Source organism: Pseudomonas sp. LA5, from assembly GCF_028640825.1.
GTDB lineage: Bacteria > Pseudomonadota > Gammaproteobacteria > Pseudomonadales > Pseudomonadaceae > Chryseomonas > Chryseomonas aestiva.
Map to the genome: position 1 here is coordinate 168,407 of NZ_JAQYZY010000060.1, position 24,139 is coordinate 192,545.

Below are 24,139 nucleotides of genomic sequence, written 5' to 3' on the forward strand. Positions count from 1 at the left end.
GAATGACCATGACCGCGCTCACCCCCTTGGCCACCGCGCAAGGCAGCCGCCTCAACGACGCCCGGACCTGGTCGGCGTTCGGCGCGGCCTGGAGCAGTGCCGAACAGAAGGCCCTCGAATGCTGCGCCATTCGGGTCGAGACCGCCGACGTCAAGACCTTCGTCTTTCGCTGTCCCGACTTCGTGGCCCTCGCCTTCGAGCCGGGTCAGTTCATCACCCTGTCGCTGACCATCGACGGCCAGCGGCTGTCGCGCTGCTACACCCTGTCCTCCACGCCGACCCGCCCCTTCAGCCTTGCCATCACCGTCAAGCGCGTACCCGGCGGGCCGGTGTCGAACTGGCTGCACGATCACCTGGAGGTTGGCAGCCGGCTGCAGGCTTCCGGCCCGGCAGGCATCTTTACCCCGGTCGGACATCCGGTGCGCAGGTTGCTCTATCTGTCCGCCGGCTCGGGGGTCACGCCGCTGATGGCCATGACGCGCGCCGCCTTCGACCTGGGTAGCGATCCGGACATCGCCTTCGTCCACAGTGCCCGTACCCCCCGGGACATCATCTTCCGCGACGAACTGGCGCACCTGCAGGCCACACAACCTGGCCTCAGGGTATTCGCCATCTGCGAGGCACCCGGCGCCGAAGCGGACTGGCAGGGCGCGCTCGGCCGTCTGGATCTACCCCTGCTGGAGCGACTGGTGCCGGACTTCCGCGAACGGGAGGTCTTTATCTGTGGCCCCCAGGGCTACATGGACGCCGTCCAGCGCACCCTGCAGGAAGGCGGCTTCGATCTTGCCCACTTTCACCAGGAGAGCTTCACGATCGGCAGTCCGGCGGCCCCCGCCGAAATCGCGCCTACCGCGGTCGGCGCGGCCCTGTTCACCGTCACCCTGGCCCGCTCGGGCAAGGTGTTCAGCATGGCGGGCGACCAGACAGTGCTCAGCGCCGCCAGGCGCGCGGGTGTCATCGTGCCCTCCTCCTGTGGGCAAGGCCTCTGTGGTACCTGCAAGACGGCCCTGCTCGAAGGCCAGGTGGAGATGCGGCATGCCGGTGGCATTCGCCAGCGCGAGATCGACCGCGGGTTGCGACTGCTGTGCTGCAGCAGGCCCACGTCCAATCTGGTGCTCGACCTCTAGCAGCTTCGGTCCCGTGAAGGCGCCCTACCGGACGCTCCTCGACGAGGCGTCTCTGCCGCCAGCCTTTGCTCAGCCGTGCGCTACGGCGCGCTGGGTCTGGGTCAGGACAGCCGTTCCTCGATTCGCGCGGACCACCGCCCAGCGTTTCGCTTCCGCGTAGAACTCCTGGGTGTCCGGACACCTCTCAACTGAAGCGTCAGCCCCGTGATCGATGGCGATCCCGCTGAAGGCCTTGAGAGATACCGAGCCCCATGAACGCCCCCCTACCCCACGCGTCTCGCCCCTATCGCGTCGGCCTGATCGCCGATACCCATGGCCTGCTTCGCCCCCAGGCGCTGGAAGCCCTGGCCGGCAGCGACTTCATCCTGCACGCCGGTGACATCGGCAAGCCCGACATCCTCGACGCCCTGCGCGAGCTGGCGCCGCTGGCGGTGGTCCGCGGCAACAACGACGACCTGCCCTGGGCCGACGACATCCCGGAGCGCGTCACCCTGACCCTGGCCGACGTCGACATCCATATGCTGCACATCCTGCCCGAGCTGGATCTGGCGGCCGCCGGTGCCAAGGTGCGGGTGGTGGTCAGCGGCCATTCGCACAAGCCGCTGATCGAAGAGCGGGCTGGCGTACTCTACATAAACCCCGGCAGCGCTGGCCCGCGGCGCTTTCGGCTGCCGATCAGCGTCGGCCGCCTGACCCTGGATGCCGGCCAGCTCCAGGCCGAGATCCTGGAACTCACCCCCTGAAGGAATCCCGATGAGCATCGATTACCACTTCTACGAACCCAGCCAGGGCCACGGCCTGCCCCATGATCCCTTCAACGCCATCATCGCGCCCCGTCCCATCGGCTGGATCTCCTCCCATAGCGAAAGCGGCGTTCTCAACCTGGCGCCCTACAGCTTCTTCAATGCCTTCAACTACAAGCCCCCGCTGATCGGCTTTTCCAGCCAGGGCTACAAGGACAGCGTGGCCAATATCGAGCGCACGGGCGAGTTCGTCTGGAACCTGGCCACCCGTGAACTGGCCGAGGAGATGAACACCAGCAGCGCCATGGTCGGACCCGAGGTGGACGAATTCGCTCTGGCCGGCCTCGAGCCTGCACCCTCCAGCGTCGTCAAGGTGCCGCGGGTCGCCCGGGCCCAGGTGGCCTTCGAGTGCAAGCTGAGCCAGGTCGTCCGCCTCAAGACCGCTTCCGGGGACGAACTGGATCAGTGGCTGGTGCTGGGTGAGGTGGTCGCCGCCCATATCGACAAGCGCCTGCTCAAGGATGGCATCTACCAGACCGCGGCTGCCCGCCCCATCGTGCGCGGCGGTGGCCCGGCCGACTATTTCGAGATCACCGAGGCCGCACTGTTCCGCATGCGTCGCCCCGACTGAGCGGTCGGCCCTGGAATGCAAAACGGCGCCCCAGGGCGCCGTTTTGCATTCCAGGCTCACTAGCCTGCGGCGCTGACGCGAAAATTCAGTCGCGGGAAATGCACCTGGAGCGCCCCCAGTTGCGCGTCGTGGCGACGGATCACCAGGGCTTCGCTGTCGGCATGCACCAGCTCGCCCACCACGGGATCCACCCCATAGTCGGTCGCCGCCACGCTCACCCGGTCACCCCAGGCGAAGCCTTCCACGGCAACGGCCTGGTCGCTCGGCAAGGCCAGCGGCTCCGCGGTCCTGGCGATCTCCAGCGCCTCGGCGGCGCCGAGTTCCTCATGGGTACCATGACCGAACCCCAGCACCCGGGCGAACCAGGCGGCGATCTCGGGACGCTCGTCGATCAGGGGCGCCAGTTGTGGTGTGCTCTTGAGAAACCAGAAGTTGTGCGCCAGGGCGATGTCGGCCAGCGAAGGCGCGCCAAACAGGAATTCGCCAGCGCTGCGCCCGAGCTGGGTTTCCAGCCGGGTCAGCAGGGTTGGCAGCTGTTGCCGGGCCTGCTCGGGTGTCAGACGACTCAGGCTGCCACCACTGAACAGCGCCTTGCGGTCATCCATGAAGGCCTGGGCCTGCTCCGGCGGCAGAGTTGCCAGGCGCGGCCCCATGATCTCCGGCTGGAACATCAGCGCCACCGCATGCTGGAACAGTACCGAATCCGCCCAGCCGGCAAAGGCGGCCACGACCGCTTCCTGACCCTCCGGAAAAAGCGCCGGTACCGCCTTCTCCGCCTCCAGCCGGCGGGCGATCAGCGCCGTGTCGCAATAGACATCGGCCCCCACCTGCAGCACCGGGGTCTTGCGATAGCCTCCGGTGAGCGCCACCAGCTCGGGCTTGGGCAGCATCCGCGGAATGATCACTGAACGCCAGGCCAGCCCCTTGAAACCCAGCAGCAGGCGCGCCTTCTCGGCGAAGGGCGATTGCCAATAGTGATGCAGAATCAGCTCGGACATGACAGCACTCCTGAATCAGCCACGGGCGAGGTGCCGGACAGGGCCAGCACCAGGGCTTCCTTGGCTCGTTTGGGTAGCTTCTTGATCTGGATTTCACGGCGCAGGGCGGTCGACTTGTCGCCGCAGGCTTCCACATAGACCAGCGCCTGGGCCGGGCTGGAAGCGAAGAAGCGGGCACCGCGGCCACTGCGGTGCTGGGCGAAACGGCGCTCGGGATCATCGCTGATGCCGCAATAGAGCGCCTGATTCTCGGCGCGCACCAGGTAGACATACCAGGTGCGCGCGGGTGGCAGGGGGTCATCGCTCACCGTCAGGCGAACCACTCCCGGGCGGTACGCCAGACGCACACGCCGACGAAGTAGATGCCGCTGGCGAACCAGAGGACCATTAGCCACAGCGGCTTGTCGGGATGCACGAACACCATCATGGCGCTGCTGAGCAGCCAGATGGAGGTCACGGCGATGTTCAAGGCCATCAGCTGACGCACGCGGAAGGGATGCAGGAACTTGACCCGGGTCAGGGTCAGGGCGGCCAGCACCAGCACCACCGCCATGCTGAACCAGGGCGCCAGGTCCAGCACGTAGAAATACAGCGCCACCACATTCCAGGCCGCGGGAAAGCCGACGAAATAGTTGTCGGCGCTCTTCATGTTCACATTGCAGAAACAGAACAGCGACGACAATAGGATGATGCCCACCGCCACCAGCTCGAAGTGCGGCGGCAAGGGAACGAAGCGATAGATGAAGATCGCCGGAATGAACACATAGGTCAGGTAGTCGACCACCAGGTCCAGCGCCGAGCCGTCGAAATGGGGCAGGACCCGCTTGACTTCGAACTTGCGCGCCAGGGTACCGTCGAGCCCGTCGACGAGCAGGGCGATGCCGAGCCACATCAGGCAACCCTTGGGTTGACCGTCGACCAGAGCGAGCAGCGCCAGGAGCGCGAGGATCACACCACTGGAGGTCACCGCATGGGCGCCCCAGGCCTTGGCTTTTGTCAGCATGAGCGGATGGGAAATGGAGTTCACGGGCGTCTCTCTATGATGACGGCTTCGACTGTCCAGCGCACCGCCTGTTCTGGCAATACGCTACGAAATCGACAATGAAGCCGGTGAACGGCAAGGCGGGCCTTGACCGCCGACCCCGGAAACCGGGCGCCAAACATCGAGGATACCGCGCCTTGCTGTCCTTTGCCCGCCTTCCCGCCGAACGCCCGTGACTGGGTTCGCAGGACGACCGGGGCGGAGCACGTCCGCCCCGGTCGCTTCCTAGTGCAGGATCTGGCCGAGGAAGAGCCGCGTGCGCTCGTTCTGCGGGTTGTCGAAGAACTGGTCCGGCGCGGCCTGTTCGACGATCTCGCCCTTGTCCATGAAGATCACCCGGTTGGCCACGGTGCGGGCAAAGCCCATCTCGTGGGTCACGCAGAGCATGGTCATGCCGTCCTGGGCCAGGCCGATCATGGTGTCCAGCACCTCCTTCACCATTTCCGGATCGAGCGCCGAGGTCGGCTCATCGAACAGCATGATGCGCGGCTGCATGCACAGCGCCCGGGCGATGGCCACGCGCTGCTGCTGGCCGCCGGACAGCTGGCCCGGAAACTTGTTGGCCTGCTCGGGAATGCGCACCCGCTGCAGGTAGTGCATGGCGATCTCTTCGGCCTGCTTCTTCGGCAGCTTGCGCACCCACATGGGCGCCAGGGTGCAGTTCTGCAACACGGTCAGGTGCGGGAAGAGGTTGAAGTGCTGGAACACCATGCCGACTTCGCTGCGAATGGTCTCGATCTGCTTGAGATCGTTGGTCAGCTCGGTACCGTCGACGATGATCTGGCCCTTCTGGTGCTCTTCCAGGCGATTGATGCAGCGGATGGTGGTGGACTTGCCCGAGCCGGACGGTCCGCACAGCACGATACGCTCGCCCTGGGTAACGGTCAGGTTGATGTCCTTGAGCACGTGGAACTGGCCGTACCACTTGTTCACGTCCTTCAGCTGGATCATGACCTTGCTGCTGTCGACCGGCTGCTTGTTGCTTACATTCATCTATTGACTCCTAACGCTTGTGGCCGGTGTTCAGCTTGCGCTCCAGACGGGCGGAGTAGCTGGACATGGCGAAACAGAAAATCCAGAAGACCAGGGCGGCGAACACATAGCCTTCGGTGGACAGACCAGGCCAGGCCGGGTCGGAGGTGGCGCGCTTGATACTGTTGAGCAGGTCGAACAGGCCGATGATGACCACCAGGCTCGAATCCTTGAACAGCGCGATGAAGGTGTTGACGATGCCCGGGATCACCAGCTTGAGCGCCTGCGGCAGGATCACCAGGCCGGTGGTCCGCCAGTAGCCCAGGCCCATGGCCGCAGCAGCTTCGTACTGCCCCTTGGGAATGGCCTGCATGCCACCTCGCACCACCTCGGCGATATAGGCCGCCTCGAAGATGATCACCATGACGATGGCGCGCAGCAGCTTGTCCAGGTTCATGCCATCGGGCAGGAACAGCGGCAGCATCACCGACGACAGGAACAGCACCGTGATCAGCGGGATCCCCCGCCAGAACTCGATCATGGTCACGCAGATGACCTTGATCGCCGGCAGCTTGGAGCGGCGCCCCAGGGCCAGCAGGATGCCCAGCGGCAAGGCGCCGACGATGCCTACCGCGGCGATCACCACGGTCAGCATCAGGCCGCCCCACTCGCTGGAGGGCACCACGCGCAGACCGAGACCGCCATACAGCAGCCAGAAGGCCACCAGCGGATAGATCACCAGCAGGGCCAGGCCGTAGCGGGCCTTGTGCTTGAAGCTGTCGAGAAACAGCGGAATCGCCCCGATCACGGCGATCACCACGGTCAGATCCACGCGCCAGCGCTGATCGCCAGGGTAGAAGCCGTACATGAACTGCCCGAAGCGCTCCTTGATGAACACCCAGCAGGCACCGCCTGGCACGCAATCGGCACGGGTGCTGCCGCTCCAGGTGGCATTGATGAAGGCCCAGTTCACCACCGGCGGCACGATCAGCCAGACGAGGTAGAGACCGAACAGGGTCAGGAGGGTATTGCCGATGCTGGAAAACAGGTTGCCCCGAATCCAGGCCAGGACACCGACGCTGGAAGGCGGCGGCGGCAGGTCCGGTTTGAAAGTATGGGTCTGGTTACTCATACGCGCTCCTTAACGCTCGATCAGCGCGATGCGCTTGTTGTACCAGTTCATCAGGATGCTGATGCTGATGCTGATGGCCAGGTAGACGCTCATGGTGATGGCCATGGTCTCGATGGCCTGACCGGTCTGGTTCAGAACGGTGCCGGCGAACAGCGCCACCATCTCCGGATAGCCGACGGCGGCACCCAGCGACGAGTTCTTCATCAGGTTCAGATACTGGTTGGTCAGCGGCGGAATGATCACCCGCAAGGCCTGGGGAATGATCACCAGCCGCAGGGTCAGCCCCGGACGCAGCCCCAGCGAACTGGCCGCCTCGGTCTGACCGTGGCTGACCGCCTGGATGCCGCCACGCACCGTCTCGCCGATGAAGGCCGCGGTGTAGACCGACAGGGCCAGCGCCAGGGACACCAGCTCGGGGATGATCACCCAGCCGCCGCGCAGGTTGAAGCCCTGCAGTTCCGGCACCTCCCAGTGCAACGGCCTGCCGAAGACCAGGGCCGCCAGCAGCGGGATCCCGATCAGCAGCGCCAGTACGGTCCACAGCACCGGGAAGCGCTGGCCCGTGGCATGCCGCCGTTTGCGCGCCCAGCGCACCACCACCACGCTGGCGACGATGGCGATCAGCAGCGCGATCAAGCCGGGCAGAAACCCGGCATCGGCGATCGGCGCGGGCATGTACAGACCGCGGTTGTTGACGAAGAAGGCTTCGCCCAGGCTCAGACTCTGGCGCGGACCTGGCAGGGGCGCGAGCACGGCGAAATAGAAGAAGAAGATCAGCAGCAGCGGGGGAATGTTGCGGAAGGTCTCGATGTAGACCGTGGCGACCTTGCGCAGCAGCCAGTTGTTCGACAGCCGGGCCACACCCACGGTGAAACCGATGATGGTCGCCAGGAAGATACCGATGACCGACACCAGCAGGGTGTTGAGCAGTCCGACCAGGAAGACCCGCCCGTAGGTGTCGCCTTCGCTGTAGGGAATCAGGTGCTGGGGAATGCCGAAGCCGGCGGTATTGTTCAGGAAGCCGAAGCCGGAGGTGATACCCCGGTTGGCGAGATTGGCCTGGGTGTTGGTGAACAGGAACCAGCCGAAGGCCACAACGGCGATCACGGCCACGATCTGGAACAACCAGGAGCGTGCCTGCGGATCGGTGAGCAGAGACCCACGGACCGGCGAGGACGGTTTGCTAACGTTTTGCATCTACTAGAAGCCTCATTAAATTCTCGCCCCACAGCGCGGGGAACGCTGCAGGGCGAGAATCTGCACATCCGGAAGGTGGTCGGCGACTAAGGCGCCGAGATCAACGGACCGGCGGGGCGTACTGCAGACCGCCTGCATTCCACAGGGCGTTGAGGCCACGCTTGATCTTCAGATCGCTGCCCATGCCGACGTTGCGCTCGAAGACTTCGCCGTAGTTGCCGACCTGCTTGACGATTTGCACCGCCCAGTCTTTCGGCAGCTTCAGATCCTTGCCGAATTCGCCATCGGCACCCAGCAGACGACGTACGTCAGGGTTCTTGGAGTCCTTGGCCTGGGCCTCGACGTTGGCGGAGGTCAGACCCAGCTCTTCGGCGTTGACCAGGGCGAACAGCGACCACTTGACCACGGTCAGCCAGTCCTCGTCACCACGACGGACGGCCGGTGCCAGGGGCTCCTTGGAGATCACCTCGGGCAGCACGACATAGTCGTCGGGCTTGGACAGCTTGTTGCGCTGGGCGTACAGCTGCGACTGGTCGGAGGTCAGGACGTCACAACGACCCGCTTCCAGCGACTTGGCGCTCTCGTCCGAGGTGCTGTAGGTGATGGGGGTGAACTTCATGCCGTTGGAACGGAAGTAGTCGGCCAGGTTGAGTTCGGTGGTGGTACCGGCCTGGATGCACACGGTGGCGCCGTCCAGTTCCTTGGCGCTCTTCACACCCAGCTTCTTGTTCACCAGGAAGCCCTGGCCGTCATAGTAGGTGACCCCGGCGAAGATCAGGCCCATGCCGCCATCGCGGGAGCTGGTCCAGGTGGTGTTGCGCGACAGCACGTCGATCTCGCCGGATTGCAGCGCGGTGAAGCGCTCCTTGGCGGTCAGGGGAGTGAAACGAACCTTGGTGGAGTCACCGAAGACCGCAGCGGCCACGGCGCGGCATACGTCGACGTCGATGCCCTTGTAGTCACCCTTGGAATCGGTGTAGGAGAAGCCCGGCAGGCCATCGCTGACGCCGCATTGCACGAAACCTTTGTTCTTCACCGCATCCAGGGTAGCGCCTGCGTGAGCCATGCCGGACAGGCCAAGAGCAGCGGCGGTGGTCAGAATTGCCAGGGTAGACTTCACCATCTTCATCGATAAGCTCCACTTTGTTTATGAATTACGTTCCAGTCGCACGGCAGCACGATGTCTCTCGCCTGATTGCCGTGGAACCCGCCCACCCGATCCCTGGGCGTCCTTCATCAAAGGAAGAAGGAGACGCACTGGAAGGCATGACGAAGCAGTGAGTCAGTGTTACCTGTTAGTGCACTACCTGGCCGCAGCCTAGATGAGGCAATTTGCGGACCAGTGAATGCGACAGATGCTCACTTGGCTCAAACCCGGCAATCGCGAGACTTCGAGCAAAAAGCCGGACAACTAAATTACGAAAATGCGACACGCATTTTGCGCACCATCTGTTACCACACCCATTTTTAGTGGCACCAAACTGGAGCAAAGCCTTGGAAAATTCGCCTCTTGTGCTGGAATCGCCCAGCGGAACCGCCGATAGCTGCGTCATTTGGTTGCATGGCCTGGGGGCAACCCAGCATGACTTCGAACCCGTTGCCGAATTGTTGCAGCGCAGCCTGAGCTCGACCCGTTTCGTCCTGCCCCAGGCACCGACCCAGGCGGTCACCATCAATGGCGGCTGGGCCATGCCCTCCTGGTACGACATCCTGGCCATGAATCCTGCCCGGGCCATCGACCGCGCCCAGCTGGAAACATCGGCCACCACGGTACGAGGCCTGATCGAGACCCAGCAGGCCCAGGGCATTCCCGCCGAACGCATCGTGCTGGCCGGTTTCTCCCAGGGTGGCGCCGTGGTGTTGCATACCGCCTACAACACCTCCTGCCCCACCCTGGGTGGGGTCATGGCGCTGTCGACCTACGCGCCCAGCTTCGAAGACGCCCAGGTCAATCGCGGTGGGGCGACCCCGGCGCTGTGCCTGCATGGCGACCAGGACGATGTGGTTCCCCTGGCCCTCGGGCGCGCCGCCTACGAGGCGCTGGTGGCCGCGGGCGTGGAAGCGCTCTGGCACAGTTATCCCATGCGCCACGAGGTGATTCCGGCGGAAATCCAGGATATCCGGGACTGGCTGCTGGCACGTCTCGGCGGAAAATAAAGCGCGAATCAGCGGACCGCTTCGTTTTTGGAAACCGGTCGACAATTTGCGGAATCTGGGGGCGAAGGGAGGCCTGGAAAGGGCAAAGCGAACGAACTTTGGGGTACCCATCCGGTCCAGTAGGGGTGCCTGAAGGTCGTGATGTGCATGGAGCAGCTATGGCCCGAGTTTTCCTTTCAGCCCCCGGGGTGATCCTTTGATGGCCGCCCCCTTGTCGGCCTGGCTGGCCGAAGTCCCGGTCGCTTCCCTGAAGGACCTGCGCCTGTTCAAGGGCGTGGAGACCCATCTGCTGGAAGCCCTGATCGCCCGCTCGGCCACCCGCAGCCTGGTCGCCGGTGAGTGCCTGCTCTCGCCCGCCATGATCAACCAGTACATGTACCTCGTGCTGGAAGGTCGCCTGCGGGTCCACCTGGGTTCGCCGGAAAATCCGCCCATCTATCTGCTCGGTCCGGGTGAGTGCTCGGGCGAAATCAGCTTCATGGACAGCGAGCGGCCCAGCGCCCATGTCATCGCCGAAGCCGATACCCTGGTGCTCTGCCTGCATCGCGACCTGGTGCTGGAGCTGATCGAACGCTCTTCCAAGGCCATGCACAACCTGCTCGGCATCCTCTGCGAGCGGATGCGTCGTGGCAATCAGCTCATCGTCGACACCGAACGCAACGCCAATGTCGACACCCTGACCGGCCTCTTCAACCGTCGGCGTCTCGAGCAGCTGTTCGAGCGCGAAAGCACCCGTTGCGCCTTCAACCGGCAGCCGCTGAGCCTGCTGATGCTGGATGTCGATCACTTCAAGCGCTACAACGATACCCATGGCCACCTGGCGGGCGACTATGCCCTGTGCCTGGTCGCCAACACCCTGCGCGACCAGCTGCGGCCCAAGGACAGCATGGCGCGCTATGGCGGTGAAGAGTTCGTCATCCTGCTGCCGGAAATCGATCGCGACGAAGCGATCGCCATCGCCGAGCGCCTGCGCCAGAGCCTGGCGGAGATCAAGGACTTCTATTCGCCCTGCGGCAGGCTGCCGGGGGTCACCGTCTCCATCGGCCTGGCGCAGATGCGCAAGGCCGACTCCCTGGATGAACTGGTCGGACGTGCGGACAAATCGCTCTACCAGGCCAAGGATGCCGGGCGCAATCGGATCAGTGGCTGACCGGATTGCGCCTGCGTTCGGCAGGTAGTTGTTGCCGGGCACGTCGGTTGCTTTACACTGCGGTCTCATTCCGCTTTCGATGATCGAGACCCTCCGTGCTCAAGGCACTCAAAAAATTTCTGGGCAAGGATCAGGAGGTCGCTCAGCCGACTCCCTCCCCTGCGCCCCAAGCTACCCCCAGCGTCGCTCCTGCAGCCCCCTCCTCTCCTGCACCCATCGCGCCCGAGCCTCAGGCCGAGCGTGTGCCACGCAAACCGCGCACCTCAGGCGAATCCCGTAGCCAGGAGCCGCGTGCCCAGGCCGAAAAACAGGAACCTCGCGCCCAGGCGGAAAAATCCGCCAAGCCGCGCCGCGAGCGCAGCCCGCGCAAGCCCAAGCCGGTCGACACCTGGAAACTGGAAGACTTCGCGGTCGAACCGCAGGAAGGCAAGACGCGCTTCCATGACTTCAAGCTGGATCCGCGGCTGATGCACGGCATCCATGACCTTGGCTTTCCCTACTGCACGCCGATCCAGGCGGAAGTACTGGGCTTCACCCTCAAGGGCAAGGACGCCATCGGCCGTGCCCAGACCGGCACCGGCAAGACCGCCGCCTTCCTGATCTCGACGATCACCCAGCTGCTGACCACGCCGCCGCCCAAGGAAAGATACATGGGCGAGCCACGGGCGCTGATCATCGCGCCGACCCGCGAACTGGTGGTGCAGATCGCCAACGACGCCCTGGACCTGGCCAAGTACACCGGGCTCAACGTCATGAGCTTTGTCGGCGGCATGGACTTCGACAAGCAGCTCAAGCAGCTTGAAGCGCGCTACTGCGACATTCTGGTCGCCACCCCGGGCCGTCTGCTGGACTTCAACCAGCGCGGCGAGGTGCACCTGGACATGGTCGAGGTCATGGTGCTGGACGAGGCCGACCGCATGCTGGACATGGGCTTCATCCCCCAGGTTCGCCAGATCATTCGCCAGACCCCGCCCAAGAGCGAACGCCAGACCCTGCTGTTCTCCGCCACCTTCACCGACGACGTGATGAATCTGGCGCGGCAGTGGACCACCGATCCGGCCATCGTCGAGATCGAGCCGGAAAACGTGGCCAGCGACACCGTCGAGCAGCACGTCTATGCCGTGTCCTCCAGCGACAAGTACCGCCTACTCTACAACCTGGTCGCCCAGAACAACTGGGAGCGGGTGATGGTGTTCGCCAACCGGCGTGACGAGGTGCGCCGCATCGAGGAGCGCCTGACCAAGGACGGCATCAGCGCCGCCCAGATGTCCGGCGATGTGCCTCAACACAAGCGCATCAAGACCCTGGAAGGCTTCCGTGCCGGCAAGATCCGCGTGCTGGTAGCCACCGACGTGGCCGGCCGCGGCATCCACGTCGACGGCATCAGCCACGTGATCAACTTCACCCTGCCGGAAGACCCGGACGACTACGTGCACCGCATCGGCCGTACCGGTCGTGCCGGCGCCACCGGCACCTCCATCAGCTTTGCCGGCGAGGACGACTCCTTCGCCCTGCCGCCCATTGAAGCCCTGCTGGGCCGCAAGATCGGTTGCGAGATGCCGCCAGCCGAGTTGCTCAAGCCGGTGCCGCGGCAGCGTTGAGGCAGACGCGTTGGAACGCCACTCTAAGCGGCCTATCAACGCGACCGCTTGCTGAACCTCTCTTATCGCGGCCATGGGCCGCTCCTACACCTGTATCGCGCCCCTGTAGGAGCGGCCCATGGCCGCGATAAGTGTTACCGGCGTGCACGCGCGGTGATTGCCAGCTGTTGGAAGTAATCCGTCGCAGGGTGGATGACGGCGTAACCTCATCCACCGCCAGCCTTGAGGCAGCAGGTGGAAAACGCTGACGCGGTTTTCCACCCTGCTCCGTTACCCCTTCGCCCAACGCTCCGCGGCATCCTGGTCGCTGGCGCGACCTTCCACCCAGCGCGGTCCCTCGGAGGTGTCTTCCTTCTTCCAGAAGGGGGCGCGGGTCTTGAGATAGTCCATCACGAAATTGCAGGCCTCGAAGGCCGCCTGGCGATGGGCGCTGGCGGTACCGACGAAGACGATGGGCTCGCCTGGCTCCAGTCGGCCGATGCGATGCAGGATATCGACCCTGAGCAGCGGCCAGCGCTGGTTCGCTTCTTCGACGATGCGCGCCAGGGCTTTTTCGGTCATGCCGGGAAAGTGCTCGAGAAACAACCCGCCGACGTCCCGGCCGTCGTTGAAGTCCCGCACGTAACCCGCGAAGCCCACCACGGCACCGATGCCGGTGTTGGCGGCATGCAGGCCATTGAGTTCCTGTCCGGGATCGAAGGCCTTGGCCTGCACACGGATCGTCATGCTCAACCTCCAGTCACGGTCGGAAAGAAGGCGACCTCGTCACCCTCGCGCAACGGCTCGGCCAGTCCGCAGAGCTCTTCGTTGCGCGCGCACATCAGACCGCGCTCGCCCAGGGTCTCGGCCCAGATCCCGCCGCGCTGGACCAGGTGTTCACGCAGGTCGCCAACGGTGGCCAGCCCAGGCTCCCAGGCCAGGCTGTCCTCGGCGAGGCCCAGCACTTCTCGATAGCGGGCGAAGAATTGCACGCGGATCATGCCGGTTGCTCCTCGGCGCGGAAGTGGCCACTCTTGCCACCGTTCTTTTCCAGCAGCCGCACCGCCTCGATGGTCATGCCGCGATCGACCGCCTTGCACATGTCGTAGAGGGTCAGGGCCGCGACACTGGCGGCGGTCAAAGCCTCCATCTCCACGCCGGTCTGACCGGATAGCTTGCAGGTGGCGGTGATCCGCACCCCATCGGGGGCTTCGGCGACTAGCTGGACCTTGACACCGGTCAGCATCAGCGGATGGCAGAGCGGGATGAGGTCGGCGGTCTTCTTGGCTGCCTGGATGCCGGCGATACGCGCCACGGCGAAGACGTCGCCCTTGGGATGGCCGCCGTTCTGGATCAGGTCGAGGGTTTCCGGACGCATGCGCACCCGGGCTTCGGCGGTGGCTTCACGGAAGGTCACCTGCTTGTCGGTGACATCGACCATGTTGGCACGGCCTTGGGAATCGAGATGGGTCAGCACGGCATGACTCCTGGAAAGGACCTGCCATTGTAGACCTGCGGCTGGGGATTTGATCCCCGCCCGTGACCAGACGGGGATCGTGGGCTGTGTCTGAAAAGTGCCTGCGCTCGGTCATGCTGCGTTAAAAATCCGTTCGGAATGCTCATTTACCACTCGTAAACTCCGCTTCCTCACGGATTCTTGCCTTGCCTGACTTTCGCTCGGCTACTTTTCAGACAAGCCCTGGCACTTACAGATGGGACTCTGCGTATTCGGCGAGGATGGACCGGGGTACGCCCTGCAGGGTGATGTGCACTCCGTGGTTGAAGCCCTTGAAGCGCTCGGACAGGTAGGTGAGGCCGGAGCTGGTGGCCGAGAGATAGGGCGTATCGATCTGCGCCAGGTTACCCAGACAGATCACCTTGGAGCCGCTGCCGGCACGGGTGATGATGGTCTTCATCTGGTGCGGGGTGAGGTTCTGGCATTCGTCGATGAGGATCAGACTCTGCTGGAAACTGCGGCCGCGGATGTAGTTCAGCGACTTGAACTGCAGCGGTACCTTGCTGAGGATGTAGTCCACGCTGCCGTGGGGGTTGTGGTCGTCCATGTGCAGGGCTTCGAGGTTGTCGGTGATGGCGCCCAGCCAGGGCTCCATCTTCTCGGCCTCGGTGCCGGGTAGGAAGCCGATGTCCTCGTCCAGACCCTGGACGCTGCGGGTGGCGATGATCCGCCGGTATCTCTTGGTGACCATGGTCTGCTCGATGGCCGCGGCCAGCGCCAGGATGGTCTTGCCCGAGCCTGCCGCACCGGTCAGGTTGACCAGATGAATGTCAGGCTCCAGCAGGGCGAACAGCGCCAGCGCCTGGTAGATGTCCCGCGGCTTCAGCCCCCAGGCCTCTTGGTGCATCAGGGGTTCCTGATGCATGTCGAGCAGGATGACCTCGCCGTCGCGCACCGCCTTGACCCAGCCGACGAAGCCCTGCTCGTCGAGCACGAAGTCATTGACGTTGAAGGGTGGCATCTCGGCCGACAGCTGTACCCGGTGCCAGACACGACCCAGCTCCTGCCGGCTTTCCACCTTGCTCACGTTATCCCAGAAGGATCCCGGCAGATTGTGATAACCCTGGGACAGCAGGGAGACGTCGTCGAGCAGCTGGTCGGTCTGGTAGTCCTCGGCGGCGATGCCGCAGCCACGCGCCTTGAGGCGCATGTTGATATCCTTGGTCACCAGCACGACCCGCTCCTGGGGATGCTGGGTGCGCAATTCGACGAGCTGGTTGATGATGCGGTTGTCGTTGATGTCGTCGGGCAGGCAGGCCATGGGGCCGGCGCGGCGGCCCATGAGAATGGACAGTCGCCCCTTGGCCTCGCCCTTGCCGCGGGGAATGGGTACGCCCCGCTCGACGTCCTCGGGCGAGGATTCGGCGAGCACGCTGTCGATCAGGCGGATCGCCTGCCGGCACTCGGCGGCAACGTTGTGCTTGCCGGTCTTGAGCTTGTCGAGTTCCTCCAGGACCGTCATGGGAATGGCAACGTGGTGCTCCTCGAAATTGAGCAGCGCGTTCGGGTCGTGGATCAGTACGTTGGTGTCGAGCACATAGAGGGTGGGCTGGGTGGGGCGGGAACGTCCGTGATCATCCATACTCGGTCACCTCGTAGAAACGCTTGACTCGCAAGCCTGTCGACGGAGCGCCAGACGACGCTCCGCTGCGAAAGGTGCCGTCGCTCCAGCAACGGGTTCACGGACCGGCCAACATGAGGGCACGGGACCCGGGAGATGCGACGGACACTTCGGTAATAACGCAAAAGACCTGAGGCACAAAAGCTTTTTTTGGCCGTACCCGATTTTTTTCGCGCGTCCCTGTTTCCTGCCGCCTGACCCGGCAACCTCGCCCCGGGAACGTGGTCAATACCTATTGATCCCATCGGCACGGCCCACTGGAGCCCGGCGGCGGAGACTTCTAGAATGGCGCCTCGCCAAGAGGAGCCAAGCCGATGCTGATGGTGATTTCACCCGCCAAGACGCTGGACTACAGCACACCGCCGAGCACGTCCCGCCATACCCTGCCGCAATACCTGGAGCATTCCCGCGAACTGATCGACGGGCTCCGCCAGCTCGCCCCGGCTGAGGTCGCCGCGCTCATGGGGGTGTCCGACAAGATCGCCACGCTCAATGTCGCCCGCTTCGGCAGCTGGACTTCGGATTTCACACCGGAGAATGCCAAGCAGGCGCTGCTGGCGTTCAAAGGCGACGTCTACACCGGCCTGGCCGCCGAGGATTTCGAGGAAGACGACTTCGACTTCGCCCAACGGCACCTGCGCATGCTGTCCGGACTCTATGGCCTGTTGCGTCCGCTGGATCTGATGCAGCCCTATCGCCTGGAGATGGGTACCAAGTTCGCCAATCCGCGCGGCAAGGACCTCTATGCCTTCTGGGGCGACCGTATCAGTGACTGGCTCAAGGCGGATCTTGCGGCCCAGGGTGACGACGTCCTGCTGAATTTGGCCTCGAACGAGTATTTCAGCGCGGTGCGCAGGGCGCGCCTGCAGGTCCGGATCGTAGATGTGGAGTTTCGCGATCTCAAGAATGGCGATTACAAGATCATCAGCTTCTACGCCAAGAAGGCACGGGGCCTGATGGCACGGCACGTGATCAAGCAACGCGTTTCCACGGTGGACGACCTGCGCGATTTCGATGACCAGGGTTATCACTACTCGACCGAGCGTTCCTCGGCAGACAAGCTGGTGTTTCTGCGCGATACACCGCCGAATTAGCCGAGCGAATCGACGGATGGCACAATTGCCCGCACGCTGGGCCATCGAACTGGCTAGAGGGTCACATTCGGTGCCCGCCATCCGTGAAAGACTGTCATCTCCCTCCAATAAAAAAGGTTTCAGCCCCGTGGCGGAGACGTTCCAGGCGCGAAAAGTTGCCGGACCTCTCAAAACCGCTGCCTTTCCGAAAAAAGGAAAATTCGCTGAGAACCACTTTCGTTTGATTCTGTCTTTGTCTGGTCCTTGCCCCGGGTCATGCTGGCCAATGGCAATCAGTCCGCACGTTCAATTTGTACCGGTCGACCTTTCGGCCGGTTGATCTTTCGAAGCATGGACGCTTCGTCCCGACCTCAGGGACAGCGGCCACAAATCAGCAGACGCTGAAGGAGTAACGCCCATGATTCCCGTCATCCTGTCCGGTGGTAGCGGCTCGCGACTCTGGCCCCTCTCGCGCAAGCTTTACCCCAAGCAGTTCCTGGCCCTGACCAGCGAACAGACCATGTTCCAGGAGACCATCAATCGCCTGGGCTGCGAGGGCAGCATCGATTGCCCCATCATCGTCTGCAACGCCGAACACCGTTACCTGGTGGAAGAGCAGCTCAAGGCCGTCGAGTGCAAGCCGCAGGCGCTGATCATGGAGCCCTTCGGTCGCAACACCGCGCCGGCCGTGGCCATCGCTGCCATGCAATTGGTCGCTGACGGCAAGGACGACCTGATGCTGGTGCTGCCCGCTGATCACGTGATCGAGGACGAAGCCGAATTCAAGGCGGCCCTGCAACAGGCCGCCGCCGCCGCCGAGCGTGGCGAGATGGTGCTGTTCGGCATTCCGGCCACCGCGCCCGAGACCGGTTACGGCTACATCAAGACCGGCTCCAACGACGGTCTGCCTCAGGGCGTGTCCCGCGTCGAGCGCTTCGTCGAGAAGCCCGATGCCGTCACCGCCACCGAATACGTGGCCTCCGGCGACTACTGCTGGAACAGCGGCATCTTCCTGTTCCGCGCCAGCCGTTTCCTGGAAGAGCTGAAGAAGCACGACACCGATATCTACGACACCTGCCTGCTGGCGCTGGAGCGCAGCAGCATCGACGGCATCAACATCAGCATCGACGCCGCCACCTTCGCCGTCTGCCCGGACAATTCCATCGACTACGCCGTGATGGAAAAGACCACCCGCGCCTGCGTGGTGCCCATGAGCGCCGGCTGGAACGATGTCGGTTCCTGGTCCGCGCTGTGGGACGTCCATGCCAAGGACAACAACGGCAACGTCATCAAGGGCGACGTCGTCCTGCATGACAGCCGCAACTGCCTGGTGCACGGCAACGGCAAGCTGGTGACCCTGGTCGGTCTGGAAAACGTGGTCGTGGTGGAAACCAAGGACGCGGTCATGATCGCCCACAAGGACAAGGTCCAGGACGTCAAGAAGCTGGTCAACGCCCTCGAGAAGCAGAACCGCAACGAGGTCAAGGCACACCAGGAAGTCTTCCGTCCCTGGGGTTCCTACGACTCCATCGACATGGGCCAGCGCTTCCAGGTCAAGCGCATCACCGTCAAGCCGGGCGCTCAGCTGTCGCTGCAGATGCACCACCACCGTGCCGAGCACTGGATCGTGGTCTCCGGTACCGCCGAGGTCACCTGTGACGACAAGGTCTTCCTGCTGACCGAGAACCAGTCCACCTACCTGCCGATGACCTCCGTGCACCGCCTGGCCAACCCCGGCAAGGTACCGCTGGAGCTGATCGAAGTGCAGTCCGGTGGCTACCTGGGCGAAGACGACATCGTCCGCTTCGAAGACATCTACGGCCGCGTCGACACCCAGGCCCTGGAAGTCGCCAAGGCCGGCAAGGCGCCCACGCGCTAAGCACTGCCAACAGGCACCAAACAGACACCGGCTCAGGCCGGTGTCTGTGTTTTCGGCAGCCGCTCGGCAAAACGGGTTAGGCTTGTCGTTTCCCTTTTCGCCATCGGATCCGCCGCATGACCGCTCCCACCCTGCTCCGCCTCGATCAACTGGACGAGGCGCTGGCCGCCTACGACGGCTTCATCCTCGACCTCTGGGGCGTGCTGATCGACGGCTACGAGACCTTTCCCGGTGCCCGCGCCTGGCTGGAGCGTCGCGCCGCCGAGGGCAAGCCGGTGTGGTTTCTCAGCAATGCCTCTCGCGATGCGGACGGCATGGTCGAAGAACTGGGCAAGTTGGGCGTGCCGCGCGAACTCTTTGCCGGCATCACCACCTCGGGTCAGTTGGCCATCGACGCCTTTCAGCAGGATCCGAAATTCCGCGCAGGCGGTATCTACCTCTCCGGTCCTGGCACCGGCCAGGCCGGCTGGCCCGCGGAGATCCGCGCGCGCTTCGTCGAGGATATCGACCAGGCGGCCATCATCCTCGGCGTCGGCAGCTTCCCCGAGGACGAGCTGGAAGCCCGCTTCGCGCCCCTGGCCGCCGCCCTGGACAAGCCCTTTCTCTGCGCCAATCCGGATCGCAACGTGGTGTCCGGGGGTCTACCCTTCTATGCGGCCGGCAAGCTGGCCGATCGCTTTGCCGCCCTGGGTGGCGAGGTCACCTGGTACGGCAAGCCCGATCCCTATGCCTTCCGCTGCGCAGCCGAGGAACTGGCCACCCGCGGTGCCCAGCGCCTGCTGTTCGTCGGGGATTCCCTGGTGACCGACGTGCCCGGCGCGGTGGCGGCGGACATCGACTGTCTGTGGCTGGCCGCCACCGGCATCCACCGCGAGGCCCTGGGCCTGGACTTCAATCAGGAGCCCACCCGCGAGGGTCTCGCCGCCCTGCTGGAGCAGCATCCCGCGTTGCCGCGTTTCGCGGCAGCCGGCCTGGCCTGACCCCTTTTTCCACACGCCGAGGTATCGATGAGCAAGAAGCACGTAGTGGTCTTCAACCGCCTGCCCGAACAGCTGGTGGAACGCCTGCGCGAACACTTCACCGTCGAGGTGATCCCCTTCAGTGCCAACCTCGATCTCTTCGCCGCTGCCGCAGCCAAGGCCCAGGGCCTGATCGGCGCCAGTCGCAAGCTGGGCGAGAAGGAGCTGGAAATGGCCACCACCCTGGAAGCCATCGCCAGCGTCTCGGTTGGCTACGACAGCTATGACGTGGACTACCTGACCGAGCGCGGCATCCTGCTCACCAACACCCCGGACGTGCTCACCGACACCACCGCCGACCTCGGTTTCACCCTGCTGGTGAGCGCCGCCCGGCGGGTGCCGGAGCTGGATGCCTTCGTCAAGGCCGGACACTGGCGCAAGGGCATCGGCGAAGAACACTTCGGCACCGACATCCATGGCCGTACGCTGGGCATCGTCGGCGCCGGTCGTATCGGAGCGGCCATCGCCAAGCGCGGCCACTTCGGCTTCGACATGCCGATTCTCTATACCGCCAACAGCGCCAAGCCCGAACTGGAAGAGCAGATGGGTGCCCAGCGCCGCGAGCTGGACGACCTGCTCGGGGAAGCCGACTTCGTCTGCCTGGTGGTACCGCTGTCGGCCGCTACCGAGGGCCTCATCGGCGCACGCGAACTGGAGCTGATGAAGTCCAGCGCCATCCTGATCAACCTGGCGCGTGGCCCGGTCATCGACGAGCCGGCGCTGATCGAGGCGCTGCGCCAGGGCCAGATCCGCGGCGCGGGTCTGGACGTCTATACCCGTGAACCGCTGGAGGCCTCGCCGCTGTTCGAACTGCCCAACGTGGTCACCCTGCCGCACATAGGTTCGGCCACCCACGAGACCCGCTATGCCATGGCCGAACGCGCGGTGGACAACCTCATCGCCGCGCTCGGCGATGAGCGCCCGACCGATCTGGTCAATCCGGCGGCCCTGGACCGCCGCTAGGCGCTGATCGCCCACCGTCGACCCAGGTGGTGTGCCGTCCGGCCGCTTAAAGGCTATACTGCCGCGCCGCTCTCGGGTCGGCCGCCCTGGCCGGTTGGGCCTTTCTCAGTGTGTCAGGCCACCCCTCCGATCGGGCTCCTTCGCGGCCCGGTCCGTGCGACCCGAATTGCGCGCCCGTCTCGCCACCGCCCGTGGCCGAGACGCAAGAAACCGCCAAGAGGAGCGCGTACATGACCGTGATCAAGCAGGATGACCTGATCCAGAGCGTTGCCGACGCCCTGCAGTTCATCTCCTATTACCACCCCGTCGACTTCATCCAGGCCATGCACGAGGCCTATCTGCGCGAAGAATCCGCCGCCGCGCGCGATTCCATCGCTCAGATCCTGATCAACTCGCGGATGTGCGCCACCGGCCATCGGCCGATCTGCCAGGACACCGGCATCGTCACCGTCTTCGCCAAGGTCGGCATGGACGTGCGTTGGGACGGCGCCACCCTGAGCCTGGACGAGATGATCAACGAGGGTGTCCGTCGCGCCTACAACCTGCCGGAAAACGTCCTGCGTGCCTCGATCCTGGCCGACCCGGCCGGTGCCCGCAAGAACACCAAGGACAACACCCCGGCGGTGATCCACTACCAGATCGTCCCCGGCAACACCGTGGAGATCGATGTCGCGGCCAAGGGCGGCGGCTCCGAGAACAAGTCGAAGATGGCCATGCTCAACCCGTCCGACTCCATCGTCGACTGGGTGCTCAAGACCGTGCCGACCATGGGCGCCGGCTGGTGCCCGCCGGGCATGCTGGGCATCGGCATCGGCGGCACCGCCGAAAAGGCCGCGGTACTGGCCAAGGAATCGCTGATGGACGAGATCGACATCCATGAGCTGAAGGCCCGCGGTCCGCAGAATCGCCTGGAAGAGCTGCGCCTGGAGATCTTCGACAAGGTCAACCAGCTGGGCATCGGTGCCCAGGGCCTGGGCGGCCTGACCACGGTGCTGGACGTCAAGATCAAGGACTACCCGACCCACGCCGCCTCCCTGCCGGTGTGCATGATCCCCAACTGCGCCGCTACCCGCCACGCCCACTTCGTGCTGGACGGCTCCGGCCCCGCCGCCCTGGAAGCGCCGCAGCTGGATGCCTATCCGGAAATCGTCTGGGAAGCCGGTCCGAGCGCCCGTCGCGTCGACCTCGACACCCTGACCCCGGAAGAGGTGCAGAGCTGGCAGCCGGGCGAGACCGTGCTGCTCAACGGCAAGATGCTCACCGGACGCGATGCGGCCCACAAGCGCATGGTCGACATGCTCAACAAGGGCGAGTCGCTGCCGGTGGACCTCAAGGGTCGCTTCATCTACTACGTCGGCCCGGTCGATCCGGTGGGCGACGAGGTGGTCGGCCCGGCCGGTCCCACCACGGCGACCCGCATGGACAAGTTCACCCGCCAGATCCTCGACCAAACCGGCCTGCTGGGCATGATCGGCAAGTCCGAGCGCGGCCCCATCGCCATCGAGGCGATCAAGGACCACAAGGCGGTGTACCTGATGGCCGTGGGCGGTGCCGCCTACCTGGTGGCCCAGGCCATCAAGGGCTCCCAGGTGCTGGCCTTCCCGGAACTGGGGATGGAAGCCATCTATGAGTTCGAGGTGAAGGACATGCCGGTGACCGTGGCCGTCGACACCCGTGGCGAGTCGGTGCACATCACCGGCCCGCAGGTGTGGCAGAAGAAGATCGCCGACAGCCTCGCCGTCGAGATCTAGATTCCGTCCCACGAAAAAGCCCAGCTCAGTGCTGGGCTTTTTTTCATTCAGCGCCTGGGTTCCAGTACTTGCCACTGCTCCAGCCAGTCATGGCGGATGAACACCTGGCCATGGGTCCGCACCCGTCGCACCTCGTCCAGATCGAGGTCGGCATAGAGCCACTGGCTGACGTCCGGACAGAGTTCTGCGCTCTGGGCGATCACGCCGTCCGCGGGCAGGCCACGATCCGGCGGGACGAAGAGCCCGGCCCGACCGACATTTTCGTCCAGCGCCGGCGACCAGGGTGCCAAACCCACCGTCGGCGACTGCAACACGGCGACCTGGTTTTCCAGCGCCCGGGCCTGGGCACCGACCCTAACCCGGTGGAAGCCGGCGACGGTATCGGTACAACTCGGTACCAGGATCAGGTCCGCACCCGCTTCGGCCAGGTGGCGGGCCAGCAGCGGGAATTCGCTGTCGTAGCAGATCAGGATGCCGAGACGCCCGAGGGCCGTATCGAATGTCCGCAGGCCTTCGCGGCCGCCGACGATGTGCCACTCCTCCCGCTCGAAGCGGGTCATCACCAGCTTGTCCTGATGGCCCAGGCAGCCCTCGGGGCCGAACAGCCAGGCCCGGTTGCGATACCGGCCGTCGTCGTCGAGGACTGGCAGCGAGCCGGGTTGCAGATAGAGCTGCAGCCGGCGCGCCAGACCTTCGCAGAGGTCGCGCCAGACCGGAATCAGGGCCTGGATGCCGGCAATGGAGCCCTGCAGGTCGCTGCGCTCTTCGGGAGGCAGCTGGCCGCTGAGCACCAGGCCGGCGTATTCAGGCAATAGCAGCAGCTGACTGCCTGCGGCCGCGGCCTCCTCGCAGAGGTCGGTCAGGTGCGCAGCGTAGGCGTCCCAGGACTCCAGCAGCTCGATGGCGTATTGACAGGCGGCGAGGCGGATCATGGCAACTCCTTTAGCCAGAAGGTCATGGGCTTGGGCGACTCGACTGTTTCGTCGAGATCCTGCCACCGGTACTGGGTGGTCAGCGTCGGCTGTTCGGTGAAGCCCTGACGCTGCCAGAGGCTGTGTGGCGGTCTGTAGTGCGGCGGTCGCCGAGGATGGTCGTCCGGGCGCTGCACGGCGCAAAAGGCACACCAGGCGAAGCGCCCCAGCTGCCGCGCCCGGGCCTCGCGTTCGGCAAAGAAGCGCCGGCCAAGTCCCCGGCCGCGGTAGGTCGGCAGTAGCAGGGACTCACCAAAGTAGTAAATCCGCTCCACTGGCCAGCCACTGGCGAGGAAGGGCTGCTGGAATTCCGCGGTCTCGTCCGCCAGCGGCAAGGCGGTGGCAGCGCCCACTACGCGGCCGGCGTCGCTGACCAGCACGCAGAGGCTGTCAGGCGACTGGGCGTAGGTCTGCAGATAGCGGGACTCGTAGGCCAGGGTGCCGTCGTAGAGATAGGGAAATTCGCGAAAGACCGCGATGCGCAGGGTGGCGAGTTCGGGAATCCGTGGGGTGATGGCAGCGCCGTGGAGGAGTTGGATGTCCATGGACTCTTCTGGTTAAGCAGGAGACGTGAATGGCTATGTCGGCCGTGTAGCGGCACCCTACCATGTACGGGC

24 protein-coding genes are annotated in these 24,139 nt (G+C 64.5%); 11 read left to right on the forward strand and 13 right to left on the reverse strand.

Translation table 11 applies throughout. From position 1 onward, the window contains the following. The first annotated feature begins 2 nt into the window (after positions 1 to 2). The 3 genes from PVZ72_RS23365 to PVZ72_RS23375 all read left to right on the forward strand — a co-directional run bounded on the left by PVZ72_RS23365 (position 3) and on the right by PVZ72_RS23375 (position 2,501). Positions 3 to 1,127, forward strand: coding sequence for a 2Fe-2S iron-sulfur cluster-binding protein (locus PVZ72_RS23365; RefSeq protein WP_443218261.1), 1,125 nt, complete (start codon positions 3 to 5; stop codon positions 1,125 to 1,127). 251 nt (positions 1,128 to 1,378) lie between these two features. Next, positions 1,379 to 1,870 (forward strand): metallophosphoesterase family protein, encoded by a 492-nt coding sequence (locus PVZ72_RS23370; protein ID WP_273863118.1) that lies wholly within the window; start codon positions 1,379 to 1,381, stop codon positions 1,868 to 1,870. 10 nt (positions 1,871 to 1,880) lie between these two features. Then, positions 1,881 to 2,501, forward strand: a complete 621-nt coding sequence (locus tag PVZ72_RS23375; protein ID WP_273863119.1) for a flavin reductase family protein — start codon at positions 1,881 to 1,883, stop codon at positions 2,499 to 2,501. 59 nt (positions 2,502 to 2,560) lie between these two features. On the opposite strand, the gene PVZ72_RS23380 is transcribed toward PVZ72_RS23375, so the two are convergent. From PVZ72_RS23380 to PVZ72_RS23410, 7 genes are all read right to left on the reverse strand, one after another. Beyond that, on the reverse strand, positions 2,561 to 3,499 hold the full coding sequence (locus tag PVZ72_RS23380) for a glutathione S-transferase family protein (protein WP_273863120.1): 939 nt from the start codon (positions 3,497 to 3,499) through the stop codon (positions 2,561 to 2,563). Then, positions 3,487 to 3,807: a GIY-YIG nuclease family protein gene (locus PVZ72_RS23385; protein WP_187981197.1), complete on the reverse strand. Its 321-nt coding sequence runs from the start codon at positions 3,805 to 3,807 to the stop codon at positions 3,487 to 3,489. The genes PVZ72_RS23380 and PVZ72_RS23385 overlap by 13 nt, the downstream gene beginning before the upstream one ends. A 2-nt stretch (positions 3,808 to 3,809) precedes the next feature. Continuing rightward, a complete protein-coding gene (gene pcsA, locus PVZ72_RS23390) occupies positions 3,810 to 4,502 on the reverse strand; it encodes a phosphatidylcholine synthase (protein ID WP_133862217.1) in 693 nt (230 codons plus the stop codon). Between the two features lie 264 nt (positions 4,503 to 4,766). Then, positions 4,767 to 5,534 (reverse strand): amino acid ABC transporter ATP-binding protein, encoded by a 768-nt coding sequence (locus PVZ72_RS23395; RefSeq protein ID WP_039976153.1) that lies wholly within the window; start codon positions 5,532 to 5,534, stop codon positions 4,767 to 4,769. Between the two features lie 10 nt (positions 5,535 to 5,544). Then, complete coding sequence (locus PVZ72_RS23400) at positions 5,545 to 6,645, reverse strand: amino acid ABC transporter permease (protein ID WP_187981196.1); 1,101 nt, start codon at positions 6,643 to 6,645, stop codon at positions 5,545 to 5,547. A gap of 9 nt (positions 6,646 to 6,654) precedes the next feature. Continuing rightward, a complete protein-coding gene (locus PVZ72_RS23405; protein ID WP_187981195.1) occupies positions 6,655 to 7,842 on the reverse strand; it encodes an amino acid ABC transporter permease in 1,188 nt (395 codons plus the stop codon). 100 nt (positions 7,843 to 7,942) lie between these two features. Then, positions 7,943 to 8,971, reverse strand: coding sequence for an amino acid ABC transporter substrate-binding protein (locus PVZ72_RS23410; protein ID WP_187981194.1), 1,029 nt, complete (start codon positions 8,969 to 8,971; stop codon positions 7,943 to 7,945). Positions 8,972 to 9,354: 383 nt separating this feature from the next. Here PVZ72_RS23410 and PVZ72_RS23415 point away from each other — a divergent pair, with 383 nt between their 5' ends. From PVZ72_RS23415 to rhlB, 3 genes are all read left to right on the forward strand, one after another. Beyond that, positions 9,355 to 9,999: an alpha/beta hydrolase gene (locus PVZ72_RS23415; protein ID WP_187981312.1), complete on the forward strand. Its 645-nt coding sequence runs from the start codon at positions 9,355 to 9,357 to the stop codon at positions 9,997 to 9,999. A 199-nt stretch (positions 10,000 to 10,198) separates the two neighbouring features. Next, entirely contained in the window at positions 10,199 to 11,149 is a 951-nt protein-coding gene (locus tag PVZ72_RS23420) for a GGDEF domain-containing protein (RefSeq protein WP_187981193.1), read from the forward strand. A 95-nt stretch (positions 11,150 to 11,244) separates the two neighbouring features. Then, on the forward strand, positions 11,245 to 12,750 hold the full coding sequence (gene rhlB, locus PVZ72_RS23425) for an ATP-dependent RNA helicase RhlB (protein ID WP_273863121.1): 1,506 nt from the start codon (positions 11,245 to 11,247) through the stop codon (positions 12,748 to 12,750). 270 nt (positions 12,751 to 13,020) lie between these two features. Here the strand turns inward: rhlB and moaE are convergent, their stop codons facing one another. The 4 genes from moaE to PVZ72_RS23445 all read right to left on the reverse strand — a co-directional run bounded on the left by moaE (position 13,021) and on the right by PVZ72_RS23445 (position 15,827). Further along, the gene (moaE, locus tag PVZ72_RS23430; RefSeq protein WP_273863122.1) at positions 13,021 to 13,476 is read right to left on the reverse strand and encodes a molybdopterin synthase catalytic subunit MoaE; all 456 of its coding nucleotides are present in this window, start codon (positions 13,474 to 13,476) and stop codon (positions 13,021 to 13,023) included. Positions 13,477 to 13,478: 2 nt separating this feature from the next. Continuing rightward, entirely contained in the window at positions 13,479 to 13,730 is a 252-nt protein-coding gene (locus PVZ72_RS23435) for a MoaD/ThiS family protein (protein ID WP_158896819.1), read from the reverse strand. Next, the gene (gene moaC, locus PVZ72_RS23440) at positions 13,727 to 14,206 is read right to left on the reverse strand and encodes a cyclic pyranopterin monophosphate synthase MoaC (protein WP_273863123.1); all 480 of its coding nucleotides are present in this window, start codon (positions 14,204 to 14,206) and stop codon (positions 13,727 to 13,729) included. Before moaC ends, PVZ72_RS23435 begins: the two co-directional genes overlap by 4 nt. A gap of 229 nt (positions 14,207 to 14,435) precedes the next feature. Beyond that, positions 14,436 to 15,827: a PhoH family protein gene (locus tag PVZ72_RS23445; RefSeq protein WP_017639124.1), complete on the reverse strand. Its 1,392-nt coding sequence runs from the start codon at positions 15,825 to 15,827 to the stop codon at positions 14,436 to 14,438. 353 nt (positions 15,828 to 16,180) lie between these two features. Here PVZ72_RS23445 and yaaA point away from each other — a divergent pair, with 353 nt between their 5' ends. The 5 genes from yaaA (at position 16,181) to PVZ72_RS23470 (ending at position 22,551) form a co-directional block, all read left to right on the forward strand. Beyond that, positions 16,181 to 16,960 (forward strand): peroxide stress protein YaaA, encoded by a 780-nt coding sequence (gene yaaA, locus PVZ72_RS23450; RefSeq protein WP_273863124.1) that lies wholly within the window; start codon positions 16,181 to 16,183, stop codon positions 16,958 to 16,960. A gap of 397 nt (positions 16,961 to 17,357) precedes the next feature. Next, positions 17,358 to 18,818, forward strand: a complete 1,461-nt coding sequence (locus PVZ72_RS23455) for a mannose-1-phosphate guanylyltransferase/mannose-6-phosphate isomerase (protein ID WP_187981188.1) — start codon at positions 17,358 to 17,360, stop codon at positions 18,816 to 18,818. Between the two features lie 116 nt (positions 18,819 to 18,934). After that, a complete protein-coding gene (locus PVZ72_RS23460; protein WP_187981187.1) occupies positions 18,935 to 19,798 on the forward strand; it encodes a TIGR01459 family HAD-type hydrolase in 864 nt (287 codons plus the stop codon). A gap of 27 nt (positions 19,799 to 19,825) precedes the next feature. Next, entirely contained in the window at positions 19,826 to 20,800 is a 975-nt protein-coding gene (locus tag PVZ72_RS23465; protein ID WP_273863125.1) for a 2-hydroxyacid dehydrogenase, read from the forward strand. 230 nt (positions 20,801 to 21,030) lie between these two features. Beyond that, positions 21,031 to 22,551, forward strand: a complete 1,521-nt coding sequence (locus PVZ72_RS23470; RefSeq protein ID WP_273863126.1) for a fumarate hydratase — start codon at positions 21,031 to 21,033, stop codon at positions 22,549 to 22,551. Positions 22,552 to 22,598: 47 nt separating this feature from the next. On the opposite strand, the gene PVZ72_RS23475 is transcribed toward PVZ72_RS23470, so the two are convergent. Further along, positions 22,599 to 23,483, reverse strand: coding sequence for a carbon-nitrogen hydrolase family protein (locus tag PVZ72_RS23475; RefSeq protein ID WP_273863128.1), 885 nt, complete (start codon positions 23,481 to 23,483; stop codon positions 22,599 to 22,601). Further along, the gene (locus PVZ72_RS23480) at positions 23,480 to 24,067 is read right to left on the reverse strand and encodes a GNAT family N-acetyltransferase (RefSeq protein ID WP_273863129.1); all 588 of its coding nucleotides are present in this window, start codon (positions 24,065 to 24,067) and stop codon (positions 23,480 to 23,482) included. The genes PVZ72_RS23475 and PVZ72_RS23480 overlap by 4 nt, the downstream gene beginning before the upstream one ends. Between the last annotated feature and the right edge of the window lie 72 nt (positions 24,068 to 24,139).

Bases quoted from the DNA above. Each gene is read 5' to 3' on its own strand.
- PVZ72_RS23375 (WP_273863119.1), top strand. From the start codon at position 1,881: ATGAGCATCGATTACCACTTCTACGAACCCAGCCAGGGCCACGGCCTG.
- PVZ72_RS23435 (WP_158896819.1), bottom strand. From the start codon at position 13,730: ATGATCCGCGTGCAATTCTTCGCCCGCTATCGAGAAGTGCTGGGCCTC.
- PVZ72_RS23460 (WP_187981187.1), top strand. From the start codon at position 18,935: ATGACCGCTCCCACCCTGCTCCGCCTCGATCAACTGGACGAGGCGCTG.
- PVZ72_RS23380 (WP_273863120.1), bottom strand. From the start codon at position 3,499: ATGTCCGAGCTGATTCTGCATCACTATTGGCAATCGCCCTTCGCCGAG.
- PVZ72_RS23475 (WP_273863128.1), bottom strand. From the start codon at position 23,483: ATGATCCGCCTCGCCGCCTGTCAATACGCCATCGAGCTGCTGGAGTCC.
- PVZ72_RS23395 (WP_039976153.1), bottom strand. From the start codon at position 5,534: ATGAATGTAAGCAACAAGCAGCCGGTCGACAGCAGCAAGGTCATGATC.
- PVZ72_RS23405 (WP_187981195.1), bottom strand. From the start codon at position 7,842: ATGCAAAACGTTAGCAAACCGTCCTCGCCGGTCCGTGGGTCTCTGCTC.
- PVZ72_RS23410 (WP_187981194.1), bottom strand. From the start codon at position 8,971: ATGAAGATGGTGAAGTCTACCCTGGCAATTCTGACCACCGCCGCTGCT.
- PVZ72_RS23480 (WP_273863129.1), bottom strand. From the start codon at position 24,067: ATGGACATCCAACTCCTCCACGGCGCTGCCATCACCCCACGGATTCCC.
- moaE (WP_273863122.1), bottom strand. From the start codon at position 13,476: ATGACGATCCGTGTGCAGGCCAAGGCCTTCGATCCCGGACAGGAACTC.
- PVZ72_RS23445 (WP_017639124.1), bottom strand. From the start codon at position 15,827: ATGGATGATCACGGACGTTCCCGCCCCACCCAGCCCACCCTCTATGTG.
- yaaA (WP_273863124.1), top strand. From the start codon at position 16,181: ATGCTGATGGTGATTTCACCCGCCAAGACGCTGGACTACAGCACACCG.
- PVZ72_RS23455 (WP_187981188.1), top strand. From the start codon at position 17,358: ATGATTCCCGTCATCCTGTCCGGTGGTAGCGGCTCGCGACTCTGGCCC.
- PVZ72_RS23470 (WP_273863126.1), top strand. From the start codon at position 21,031: ATGACCGTGATCAAGCAGGATGACCTGATCCAGAGCGTTGCCGACGCC.
- PVZ72_RS23400 (WP_187981196.1), bottom strand. From the start codon at position 6,645: ATGAGTAACCAGACCCATACTTTCAAACCGGACCTGCCGCCGCCGCCT.
- PVZ72_RS23420 (WP_187981193.1), top strand. From the start codon at position 10,199: ATGGCCGCCCCCTTGTCGGCCTGGCTGGCCGAAGTCCCGGTCGCTTCC.
- pcsA (WP_133862217.1), bottom strand. From the start codon at position 4,502: ATGCTGACAAAAGCCAAGGCCTGGGGCGCCCATGCGGTGACCTCCAGT.
- PVZ72_RS23370 (WP_273863118.1), top strand. From the start codon at position 1,379: ATGAACGCCCCCCTACCCCACGCGTCTCGCCCCTATCGCGTCGGCCTG.
- PVZ72_RS23365 (WP_443218261.1), top strand. From the start codon at position 3: ATGACCATGACCGCGCTCACCCCCTTGGCCACCGCGCAAGGCAGCCGC.
- PVZ72_RS23465 (WP_273863125.1), top strand. From the start codon at position 19,826: ATGAGCAAGAAGCACGTAGTGGTCTTCAACCGCCTGCCCGAACAGCTG.